We start from the raw sequence: 12,430 nt of genomic DNA, 5'->3' as shown, positions 1-12,430 counted from the left end.
CTCCCTTTTATTAATAAATTTTATATATTTGTAAAATTTGTAATTATATTTAGTATTATTTTTAAAAAATTCATAAGTATTATAAAGCACAGTATTGTAGGCATTATGTACATAATATCCGAGTAAAGTTCTTCTTTTTGATTTTTTGTAGTTATATTATCATTTCTCACTCTTTCTTCTAATGCATTCAGCTGTTTTACTACTTCTACAGGTTTTATACTATCTAGTTGTATAAGTATATGTGCTAAATCTCTAGCAAGTGGTGTGTCTATCTCATTTATAAATGCTACTTTTGCTTCCTCTTCTTTCGCCTGATCTACATATGATATCATTTTAATAAACGCTGTCTTAGTGTACTTTGTAAACCTAACTATCCTGGTTAACATATATGATAGTGAAGTTGGTTCGTCCTGTTGAGAAACTGCTATATTTTGTAGTTGTATGATTATACTAGATAGTTCTATATCTTGTTTTTTCTTTAAGTTCAAATCTATTTGCTTTGCAATAAATCTAAATGGTATCCAGTGGTTATTTATGTTTCTAAAGCTTACTTTTAATGTTTTTTTACTCAATTTTTTATTTAGGTTATTTTTTAAATTCATAATTATAAATCTTTTATCTATGCTTTTTTTCTTCTTAAAAAATATAAATTTCGTACCTAAATATGTTAATATTACAAATATAATAACTGCTATCACTTGACATATATTTATTTTTATATCACTCATATTTTCCCCTAAAAATCAAATTTTCTTTTTCTATATAGGTATTCACATATGTAGCATATAAAAGACCATATAACTATAGAAATAAAATACTTAAGTCCATCACTTGTAAATTGATAGTATAGGTAGTCACTTAAGCTTATATCAAATACTTTTACACTAATGATTACTAATGTTATATATAGAATTGGTGCTAAATATTTAGCCATAGCAAATCCCTCTATATTCAATCTCTTTCCTACATTTTGAGTATAGTCTATAGCTTTTATTTGCTCTATCAGTCCATCCAAGCTTAGTGTTATGTCTATATTATTAACCATCGAAAAAAATATTGAATCAGACAACATTCTAATCCAGTTTGTGTTTACAGTAAATGTAAACTCATCTAGTATATCCAACAGCTCATCATCTGATTGATATTCTTTGATACGCATTGAAAGTCTCATCAAATAATGCTTACATATGATATTATTTTCTAAGTTTTTTATAGTTGCATCTATTGCTTCAACTATATTGTTGTTATAAATTTTGTATTGGTTGAGTATCTCGGTTGTTACAATTAGTGCTTCTTTGCTACTATTACTTTGTGTATAATATAGTTTTATTCTAAGCATAACAAACGGTAGCAAAGACAACATAATTGCCGGTACTACCGTTATACAAATAGCATATAAAGTTTTATATATCATAATGTTATATCTAAATATAACTATAAATACTGATAAAAATATAGCTGCTGTTTTTATATACAGTCCATAGATTTTTGACTCTAATTGTTTTTCATCTGATATATTTTGTACAGATAAATATATTTTCTTTATGTACTCATATAGTTCAGTCTTTTTTCTTTTTCTATGTATATGTCTAATTATAGATTTTATCTTATTATTTATAGAGTGTTGAAATATCATATATATTGCTAATATTATAGTTATGTATATGATAATATTAATTATTGTCAACTTTCATCCCCCTTTCATTTATTAATAAACTTTATCTACTATAAAACGGTTTTATTGACTGTTTATATTTTTCTTGTATAGGACATTGTTGCGACAGTTTTTTTAGTTCTTCACACAACATTTTATATATTTCATAATCTTGTTCTATACCTATTCGTTCCATGTCACCTGTTATACAATAGTTAAATCCCCAACTATCACTTTTATAATCATATTTACATAATGTGTGTATACATATCTCATATGTTCTTGGGTTATAGTCAAATACATATATTCCTTCAAGTCTCTTTTGTGCCTTATTATGTGGATAGTTTATAAAGTGTAAATTCAATGTATATGCTTTTGCTATGCTTATAGCTTCATAGTCTATATTTCCACCATATATCCTAGTTATTTCTCTTGCAAATTCATATGGAAAGTCATACGGACTGTTTACATGTGCAGTCAGTTTACATCTTCTTGTTCCTACACTTGCACTTTTCAAAGCTATATCATATGCATATGCATCTCTTGCTTCTGCCATAATAACGTAGTCTGCATCAGAACGCATAATTGATGATCTAATGCTAGACAATTTTTCTTCTGTATCTACTACCAAAGGAATGATTGGTGCAGTTGGTAAAATTGTATCTAATGGTATTTCTGGTCTTGTTTCTACCATCAGTCCGTCCTCTGTTTGACTTTCATAGCTTAACCATGTAGCTAATTGTGTTGTTTTTGATGTTCTAACTGCTCCAGTAAATGCCATGTTATATCCTATTTTAGCTAATAGCTTAAGTAGTTTTAATGAATTGTTAGGATAAGTACCTAGCTTTATTTGCTTTTCAAACGTATAGTCTTTTACAGGAAATTTTCTAAATATAATTGTGTCTTTTCCTTTTCTAGTTACACCATGGCCAAATATTTTTATTCTTTCTCCTGTTACCATTTCTATGTCCGGCACATCATTATCTAATCTAACTCTATAGTCATTTGATAGCAAAGCTCTTATTAGCTGTTTTCTTCTATCTTTTGTTATAGTCTGTGGCATAAGTGTTGTTTTACCATTTATCATAAAGTATATTTTGTCACCTATAATTTTTGCTGATGATGAATTTTTCAATTCAGGAGTTTTTGCGTTATACCATTCTGCTATACCAGCCAAACCCCATATTTCATGGAACAATGCTTCTGACAAGCTCTCATACCAAGCAGGAAACTGTTCGTTCTTTTTATTATTATCTTTCAAGTACTGCTCTATCTTGTCTCTATAGTACATAACTTCTTCTTTGAAACCTATGATAGCTTTTTTCTGTCTCTCTAAATCATCTGTACCTATCTGCAGGTTATTAAAATAATTTCTGACTTTTTTGCATAATTTACTAAATTCAATATTTTCAGTATCTCTTGTTAATTTCACTGGTTCTACTTTTATATTTTGTTCTAGTATATCTTTTATGTTGTATTGCTGTTTATTTTGACTTTCCTCTTTCAAACTCTCATTCTCCTACTCTTAATTTTTAAAAAATTTAAATATAGGCTTCTTTACAATTTTGGTGCTTGCTAGTCCTTTCTTTTTTTCTATATACTCTACTATATTTTTTATACCTTTTTCATATTGCTTTTCTGTCTCAAATAATGTTATGTTTTTTTCTGTAGCTGCTTGCATATGAAAGTCTATATATGGTAATGTGCTTAATATCACAAGTTCATATTTCTCCATCAGTTCACATGGTTTGCTCAATATGCTATCATTTATATATTTATTAAGTATCAAGAATTTAAAATTTGATATACCTAATGGTTCTAATATTTGCTCCTTGCCTTTTTTGTAAGTATCATATGATCTTGACACTTGATCAGTAACAAGTATTTTATTATCTGAATTAATTAGTGCTGCATATGACATAATTAGTTGTATGTTTTTTGTACTTCCAGCATCTATTAGAACTATATCATAAACATTTTTACACAATGATATGATGTTATTTACTTCATCTTGGCTATAACACATATTGTCAGTTATAGTTTTTTCTCCTTTGAGCATATGCAAATTTAGTTTATATTTGTATACACAATCTTCTAAATTTTGTTCAGTTATCAAGTTATTTTTAAGTGCTACTTTTAAATCTGATATGCTATTTTCTGTCTGAGTATCTTCTATCCAATCAAATCCTTCTTGACCATCTAAATATAATACTATTGTTTTTATATTTGGGTGTCTTTTTGCTATGTCTATTGCTACCTTTTGTATAATACCAGTAGTCCCTACTTTGCTATCTGCACCAAAGAATGTGTATACATTGTTTTCATCAATTATTTCAAATGTATCTTTTAATATATATTCTTGTATTTGATGAATTGTTCTCTTGGGTGGTACTATATAAATGTTTTTAACTGCTAATAAACTTTTATCTACTTTTTCAATTTTATTTGAATTTTCTTTGCTTGATAGATAGTAGCATTTTTGTTGGGTATTTTTAAGTGATATTAATGTATTAATATCTATCTGTTTATCACTTATAACTAAAATATTTGCTTTATCTTCACTTATATCTTGTTTTTTAATTTCTTTTACTTTTATTGATTTTACTTGTTTTAAAGAATCTATAAGTTTTTTATCATCACTTATTATATGTATTTGCATATTATTTCCTCTTTCTTTATTTGTACATTATAGCTAATGTAAACCCTTTACTAGTTAAGTCTTCTAGCATTTTAAATTGTTTCTCTGTTATTACTATTTCTATATCACTTATAACAGATGTTCCTGTCAATCTGTCTTCGTCTAAGCTTTCTACTTCTCTATTGCTACTATCTTTAACATATGCTACAGTTGTGCTAAATATATATTGTTCTTTATTATCTTTGTAGTTAGTTACTTTTGTAGTTGTTTCATCTTTCTTAACAGCATATATGTATATTTTGTCCTTCCTTCTAAGTGTTTCAGGAAACGTATATATCCAATCTTTTGGTATTTTCATGATTTTTTCATCTTTTGTTAGAACTAATGCAGATTCTTCAAAGTATTGTTTTACCAATTGTGTATGTTTAGGTATATAATGTTTAGCTTCTAGTCCAACTATAACTGATTTACTTACGACTACATCAGTTATACAGCTTTCAGTTTCTATCTTTTTTGTTGTCAACAATTCTTCTGTTATAAGCGTTCCCTTATCAACATCTTGACTTAATATTATGATATTTTGACACATAACTGTTTTTCTTCCGATAAACTCCCAAAAAATAAAAAACGCTATTGCTAAAAGTAGCAGCAGCGTTCCTATTAATGTTTTATGCTTTGCTTTCAATTTTATCTCCTCTTACTTTTTATTTTACTTAGTATGTTTATTCTATGTTTTTGCTTTTTAAACTCTATTTCTTTAGGTAATATATTTTTTGCTAGTTTTGTCATTGGTTTTTCAAGCTTTTCTTTTACATACTTATAATTATATGGTATCTTATTTTCGCTAGTTGCTTTATACACATATTGTGGATCTAAATATGGTATATATGCTATTGGTTCTATATCCAAATTGTTTAGTAACTCTGATTTATCTACTCCATCATTGTATTTGTTTATAACATACTTGATGTTCACACTTTTGTTTTCTTCAAGCTTTTTGATTTTTTCTATTGTATGTAGATTTTCTAATATATTTGGTATGTATGGATCTATAATAATTATTACAAGACTAAATTGTTCAATAATATTTATTATGCTTGTATCAAATAACTGATTTCCTAAGTCTATAATATTTATTGGTATTTTTGATACATATAGAAGTCTCAACATATTATTTTCGTCCCAATCGTCACTGCTTATTTTTTCTCTGTTTGGATCTGTAACTATGTACGTTATATTGTCTTTTGCAAAGGCTTTGTTTTTATCTATCTTATTGTATGCTATATTATGTGCATAGCTGACGAAATCTCTTGCCTCGTCAATATAATTTGCTATCCCTATGGTATTATATATTTTTGGGTTTATAAGTGGATGTTCTACTACTGCAACCTTAGTAATCTCCGATAAAGCCTTAGCAAAATTTAAAGTAAAAAATGTAGCTCCCGCCCCATGAGAGAGACACACAACTCCTATATTTTTTACTCCTATAATAGATTGTTTATATTTTATTATTTCTTTTACTGTTTTTTCAGTGTTGTTGCTTTTCTTTACATTCTTTTTTGCACTTTTTTTACTATCTGTTTTATCTATGTCAAGCTCTAAACTTAGACCCATTTTTTTATATATAAATTCTATATCTTTAAAGGTTTTCGGATTTTCTATTGCATCAATAATATCTACAGGTTTTACTGGTTGGGTTAAAACATCAGTTACATGATATTTTATACATATTTCTAACTCTGTTTTGTTTTCTTCAAGTAATATTAAAATAACTCTGATATCTTTACTTCTAAGCATATAGATTAGGCGGTCAAATTTTATTTCTCCAGGAAGCACTCCAGATATCACACATATACTAAAATCATTACCTTCTTCTAATAAGAATTCTCTATAATGTACTTGTTCAAAGTTGTAATTGTTTTTATTTGATGCATACTCTATGACAGCATTATTTAGTTCTTCGCTGCCAGTAGCAAGAATTATTTTGTTCAAGTCATTTATTATAATCACCTCTTTTGCTAGCTCCTTATAAGGAGATGAATTTTCGATTTACTCCTTAATTATTTTGAAAAACCCATAAATAACTATGTAGTTTTCTTGCATGTTGTTGCTTATGTAAAACTTTAGGCATCTTATCATTTACCAGAATAAATAGGTCTTTCGCATATAATCCTAAATTTAAAGCTATATCATAAATTTCTATGTGACTCCATTTCTGCCTGCAGCCACAAACTTCATCTTGACATTTACAAAGAATATATCCTCCTGGTTTAGTAATTCTTTTTAGCTCTGGTAATCCTTCTTCATATAGTTTTATTATTTCTTTATGTGTTGTAAATCTTGTAGTATTGTAACAATCAACCATACCTTTTAAGTTTGTAATACGTGCATACGGTGGATCAATTACACTATGGCAAAATGTACTGCTAGTATAAGGCAAATGTCTAAAATCAGTACCTGTTTTGATATCAGAACCAACAATTTTATATAAACTTTTATTTATTTCTTTCCAAAATACACCCTTACCATATGTAACATCTGCTATGCTATCACCTTGTTTAAAGTACAAATCAACAACATTTTTAATCAATCTTGAATTTGTACCTCTATGTACCGTATATATTGTTTCTTCTATTTTTATCACCTACCTATAGTCTTTTGACTATTAGTTTTACACCCTATTTCTTTAACGGACACCATCTTGGTGATGTCTTTATAAGAACTCTATTTGTGTGCCTTTCTGAATTACATATTACTAATTCTGTACCGGTTACTTCTTTCGGTCTATTTGGATGTTTACAATAACATCTTCCTGGAGAACCATTACCATCTGATACATTTATGTATTTACACTCACTACATTTCATATTTTTACCTCGTTTCACTCATTTTTATTAGATTTATTTCTATGCAATAAAAATTTTATTGTTATAAGCAATGCTCTTTATTGAATGCAGGACAACAGCTGCAATCAAACCACTTAATACAGTGGAAGTTACCATCTTCATCATATGCTGATTGTGCGTCTTCTTCTGAGCCTAACACAGCTTGTTGATTAAAATAATATTCATCCTCTTCTTTACCTTCATATTCTCTGTTTAAATCTTCTATAGTTTTTACCATGTTCATTCCTCTATTTATTTTACTTACTAATTAATTACTTTTAAATTTAACATATCAAACGGATCTATCGGATTTCCGTTTTGCTTTATTTCAAAATGTAGATGTGGTCCAGTGCTGACTCCTGTGTTACCAGACAAAGATATTATGTCTCCCTTTTTTACTTTATCACCTACTTTAGCCAATAGTCTTGCATTGTGTGCATATACTGTTGAGTATGTATCATTATGTTTTATTTCAATAACATTTCCGTAGCTTTTACTATAGTCTGATCTAACAATTTCTCCATCAGCAGCAGCCACTATTGGGGTACCGGACGGAACCGCAAAGTCAAGTCCTCTATGAAAATTTTTTTTAGTAACTCCGGCTATGGTTAAATATCTTTCTCCAAAGAAGGAAGAAATATATACTTTATTGTTATTTGATTTTTCTCTTTCAAATCTTATAGGAACTCTATATGTTTTATTATCTTCTGTAACACTGTAATTTCCTTCTCCGTTGTAATTTCGTATTGCTACACTAATATTTGTATTTAAAGCCATATATTCAAGCATATAGTTAGCAAAATCACTTGATTCAGGAAATTCAACACCCATATCATATATTTCTAAAATATTCTTTGTTGTTAGCCTACCTTTAAATTTTCTGTTGTTTATAAAGTTTTCTAGTCTGTTGTTTACCTTCTTATTTACATTTATTATAGTATAGCATTCTCTAGTATTTCCGAATTCATCTGTTATTTTTATTTTTTCATACTCATAATCAACATCAAATAATGCGCTACTTACACTTTTTATAACAAACTGTGGTCTTTTTATTACTGTTTTTTGTAATTTTTGCACTGTGTCTATCACTGTTTTATTTGTTCTTGGTATTTGTCTTTCAACTTCTACTTCAATATATTGTTCGGATGTTATTGTTTCTGAATATTCTGTATATTTAAAGCTTGGAGTTATTTCTTTTGATAGCTTTTCAACAGTGTTATCCTTAGGATCTCCACCTAATCCACTCAACAAGTCAATAGCGGCTAATAACTGCCAATGCAATCTATGTTCTTTTGCCATGTCTACATTTATATCAATTTCATTTGTATATTGATTTGTTTCCTCACCATCAAGATATTCTGTAACATTTTCTTCTCCATCCTTATATTCAGTATAGCTATTGTTTTCAATTTCCTGATATATAGATATCTTTTTAGGACTTAAAAATTCAGATGTTTCTTCACAACATGTATCCTCTACTTTATCATCTATTTTAAAAAATTTTAAACTATTAAGCATCGCACCAACAGCAATTACTATTAACAGAAATAACACTATTCCAAAAATAATGAACGCAGATGTCGGGAGCGTTTTTTTTATAATTTTTATTAGCTTATACCCGGCATTGCGTTTAACTTTTGCATCAATCTTTCTTAACATAGCATCTAATTCTTTTAAATCTTCATCCATGTCAATCTCTCCTATGAGCTTTTACATCTGAATTGCCTTTAAAATAGCTACCAACCTTATTTGCTCCACCTTTTATATTTCTTGCAGTGTTCAATACACCTGATGTAGCTTTTCCTACGCCATTTAATACAGCGCCTGAGCCCTTATATGCTGCATAACCCAAAAGCGGATTTGCAGTTGAAATACCTGCGGCAACTCCTGCTACTACTTTTACACCTTTCCTCATAGAATTTGAATTTATCCCCATACTTTTAGCCAATTTTACTGAATCCTTTATTGCATTACCCATTGTATAGTTTAATCCTAATCCGTTGCCTTTACTTTTATATGTATTTTCATTGCTTTTACTTTTTCCCAACATATTTGTATCATTTACTGTTGATGAAGTTGATGCATTTGATTTAAAGTTAGCATTATTGGCAGCATTATTAGCTGTTTTTATTGTTGAAGCAGCTGTGTTACTACTATTACTAATTGAAGTTTTCTTAGAAGCTATACTATGCAACGTTCTTGCTATCATTGCACCTGTAAAAATTGTCCTTGATATTCCGCTAACATCTGTTGAACCACCTAACACTGATGCATTATTTTTATATTTCACTATTTTTTTAAGCTCATCTCCTACCTTTAAGCACAAAGATGATATAATAATCATTATTATGGGGTTTTCACCATTTTCTAATGACCTTAATACTAGTGAACCTATAACAAATGATATTGAGTAAAATATAGGAGAAAAAATATTCATTAACAGTGTGTTTGTCCATAATGTTAATGATTCAAAGTTATCGCTAATCCCCCATAAATATACTGTTATTGGTATCGTTATATAGAATGCATTTATTATAAATTTTCTATATAGCATTAGTACATACACCTTAAATTCTAAATATGAAATATATATCTTTGCTATTGGTGCAAGTGGTCCATATGCTTCTACTGTTAATGTGTCTGTACTAATCACATAGCTATCGTTAATTTTATTTAATATATTCATTGCTATATCCATTACTTTTGTTGCCGTAATGAATGTTGCTGGAATAATCATTATCAATAACAACACATAAAACCACTTGGTAAATGATTTTATAACTTCTTCTCTACTGTTTGTATTGTATGAAAACTTAGCAAGTTTATATCCGGAATTTACGACCATTATAAATAATAGGAAACTAGCTGATATTAATATTAGATTATATAAATTTACTGAATCATCACCATATTCAACATTAAAACTAACTATTGGATTTGAAGCACATTTATTTAGTATTTGTCTTATACCAACATTTTGTCCTATTATAAAATCTCTAATCCATATAGCTGATTCTGCAAATATATCTAAGAAAGAGTATAATGCTCTTTCCCAAAATCCTACCGCTTTGCCAAATTCGCCTATAGTAGTTTGCAATGCTTCCCCTATACTTACATTCCCAATTGTTGCTTGTTCCTCTATTACTTTATGAAATGTCATTGAAATTGCATAAGCAGATGAAATTACAAATGCAGAAACTATCAAAATAATTATTGACTTTATAAATTTTTCTCTATGTCCTTCTTTTTTATCAAAGTATGCAAGAACACCGAGTGTAATTAGTATTATAAAAAACACAGTTGTTACTACTGCTAATAACGGAAATGTACCACCTGCTTTAAAGTATTTTATTATTCCGGTATTCAACAAATCACCTTCTTCATAATTTTATGTTTCTACATATTCTTTTTCAAAGTCATAGTATTGAATGTCTGCTAAAACTTTTTTACCACCAGATATAAAGATTGCATCTCCAGGATCAAAGCTTTGTAAGTATGAAGCATAGTTACTTGGTAAATTTAGCTGTTGTATGATACCCTTTGCACTCGTTTCCGTCTGTCTTAAGAGTATTTTTGTTTCTGCTATGCTTATTATTACTTTTCCTGCTTTACTGGATATAAACTCATCTGCCAATTGTGATCCTATTATAAGTGATATTTTATATTTTCTACCTCTTCTATCAAAGCTTTCAAGTATTGCACCTATTTCCTCGTATGAAACTATAAACCAGCCTTCATCAATTTCAACTATTTTCTCAATTGTTTTATATTCAACTTTTGACAGTGTAGCCCAAAGAAAGGTCATAATATTCATTAATGAAAAGAATTTTGTGAAATTATCTTTTATGTTTTTCAATCCAAAGGTTAGACCAACTCCTGGTTCTATTACTATACTTGTTTGGCAATCAAATAATGCCAAGCTTCCTTCTCCTGTTATCATCTTCATCAAAATTGCTAGTTTTTTTGTTTCATCATATTTTTCTAATTCTTTTTTTACATCTGATAGTATAGGCATTTCTTTTTTAGCGCCTGTTATTATAAAACCTTCATTTGTATTTACTGTACTTTTTATATATAAGCTATCTGGCTCATTGGATCTGATATCTCTTTTATAATAAAGCTCTCTCACTACATCTTCTATTCTGGCTATTTCCATACCATCTAGTGGTTTATTATTAAATTTTGTACAAAATATATTTAAAAGTTCTCTTATCTCTGCTACTTTTCCTTGTATATCTATAAATTTTCTGCCTTTTTCATCTTCTTCTACTTCTAAGTCCATAGGATTTATACCAGTTTTTTCTCCGGCTCTTATGTTTATATAATGTCCTCCTGTTCTTTCTGTTATTTTTTCAAATTCTCCTTCCAAGTCTAGTCCTATGTTCCAAGCTCCTAGTATTGAACTTCTTGCTCTAATCAATTTCATTAATGTAGATTTACCACTTCCAGATGTGCCTATCAATACTGCCATTGGATTTGGTAATGTTGGTGGACCTTCAAAGAAATTATATATAAACGGTGAATTTTTTTTTGCAAGGCTGCCTAACGGTATACCTCTTTTATGTCCAAAGTCTGTCATCCCTTCAGGAAGTATTCCTGCTAGTGAAGCTGCTGAAAAATTCTTTTTAAATTTACTCGGTATTACTCCTAAATATGGGCTTGGCAATGATGTCTTCAATCCTTCTGCTTGATTTAATAATAGCTCTTTTACTATCAAAGAACGTCCTTCACATTTTTCTTTAAAAATTTTACAGTTGTCTTCTAACTCTTGCTTAGATTTTCCCCAAACTCTAAATATTTTTCTTACAAAAAATAATTTTTCTGTTCCGAGTTGTATTTGCTTTTTCAAATTTTCAAGGTCTGATATAACTTGTAATGCTCCTTCATCGTTATCCATATTACTGTTATTTTTTAGATTTTCATTACTTTTTACAATTGTTATCTCTCGTGTTAATGCATTTATAGCTTTTGAACTACTTATTGGCTCAATATGATCTGTAGAATCTATATTCTCGCCTAATTCTTCAAATAAAAAATCAAAACATCCTACATAACTTTCATGCATATGTACTAAAACAGCAAATATTCTCACAAATTTATCACTTGAAAGTTTTATATAATCGTCATAATCGAGTACACCATCTGGAAGAATTAGATCCAAGTTTCCAATAGTACCTTCAATTAAAAAATTATCACTCTCTTCTAATATATTGATTTTCTTTTTCTTTTTTTTCAATATCATCACCTATCTTT

12 protein-coding genes are annotated in these 12,430 nt (G+C 28.6%); all 12 read right to left on the bottom strand.

The genetic code is table 11. The features are described 5' to 3' along the window. Window positions 1–20: 20 nt before the first annotated feature. Window positions 21–728 (bottom strand): hypothetical protein, encoded by a 708-nt coding sequence (locus JYG23_RS12410; protein ID WP_207235987.1) that lies wholly within the window; start codon window positions 726–728, stop codon window positions 21–23. An 8-nt stretch (window positions 729–736) separates the two neighbouring features. Then, window positions 737–1,687: a hypothetical protein gene (locus tag JYG23_RS12405; protein WP_207235986.1), complete on the bottom strand. Its 951-nt coding sequence runs from the start codon at window positions 1,685–1,687 to the stop codon at window positions 737–739. Between the two features lie 31 nt (window positions 1,688–1,718). Continuing rightward, window positions 1,719–3,161, bottom strand: a complete 1,443-nt coding sequence (locus JYG23_RS12400; RefSeq protein ID WP_207235985.1) for an ATPase, T2SS/T4P/T4SS family — start codon at window positions 3,159–3,161, stop codon at window positions 1,719–1,721. An 18-nt stretch (window positions 3,162–3,179) separates the two neighbouring features. Next, on the bottom strand, window positions 3,180–4,313 hold the full coding sequence (locus JYG23_RS12395; RefSeq protein WP_207235984.1) for a hypothetical protein: 1,134 nt from the start codon (window positions 4,311–4,313) through the stop codon (window positions 3,180–3,182). 16 nt (window positions 4,314–4,329) lie between these two features. Further along, window positions 4,330–4,977 (bottom strand): SAF domain-containing protein, encoded by a 648-nt coding sequence (locus tag JYG23_RS12390; RefSeq protein WP_207235983.1) that lies wholly within the window; start codon window positions 4,975–4,977, stop codon window positions 4,330–4,332. A gap of 2 nt (window positions 4,978–4,979) precedes the next feature. After that, window positions 4,980–6,284: a hypothetical protein gene (locus tag JYG23_RS12385; protein ID WP_207235982.1), complete on the bottom strand. Its 1,305-nt coding sequence runs from the start codon at window positions 6,282–6,284 to the stop codon at window positions 4,980–4,982. Between the two features lie 64 nt (window positions 6,285–6,348). Beyond that, a complete protein-coding gene (locus JYG23_RS12380) occupies window positions 6,349–6,936 on the bottom strand; it encodes a DNA methyltransferase (protein ID WP_207235981.1) in 588 nt (195 codons plus the stop codon). Between the two features lie 34 nt (window positions 6,937–6,970). After that, window positions 6,971–7,159: a hypothetical protein gene (locus JYG23_RS12375; RefSeq protein ID WP_207235980.1), complete on the bottom strand. Its 189-nt coding sequence runs from the start codon at window positions 7,157–7,159 to the stop codon at window positions 6,971–6,973. A gap of 61 nt (window positions 7,160–7,220) precedes the next feature. After that, the gene (locus tag JYG23_RS12370) at window positions 7,221–7,415 is read right to left on the bottom strand and encodes a hypothetical protein (RefSeq protein WP_207235979.1); all 195 of its coding nucleotides are present in this window, start codon (window positions 7,413–7,415) and stop codon (window positions 7,221–7,223) included. Window positions 7,416–7,441: 26 nt separating this feature from the next. After that, complete coding sequence (locus tag JYG23_RS12365) at window positions 7,442–8,866, bottom strand: M23 family metallopeptidase (protein WP_207235978.1); 1,425 nt, start codon at window positions 8,864–8,866, stop codon at window positions 7,442–7,444. A 1-nt stretch (window position 8,867) separates the two neighbouring features. Beyond that, window positions 8,868–10,544: a hypothetical protein gene (locus JYG23_RS12360; protein WP_207235977.1), complete on the bottom strand. Its 1,677-nt coding sequence runs from the start codon at window positions 10,542–10,544 to the stop codon at window positions 8,868–8,870. A gap of 21 nt (window positions 10,545–10,565) precedes the next feature. Next, window positions 10,566–12,413: a VirB4 family type IV secretion system protein gene (locus JYG23_RS12355; protein ID WP_207235976.1), complete on the bottom strand. Its 1,848-nt coding sequence runs from the start codon at window positions 12,411–12,413 to the stop codon at window positions 10,566–10,568. Between the last annotated feature and the right edge of the window lie 17 nt (window positions 12,414–12,430).

The sequence above is a fragment of the Sedimentibacter sp. zth1 genome, from assembly GCF_017352195.1.
Lineage (GTDB): Bacteria > Bacillota > Clostridia > Tissierellales > Sedimentibacteraceae > UBA1535.
This window is presented reverse-complemented; position numbering and strand designations above follow the sequence as displayed.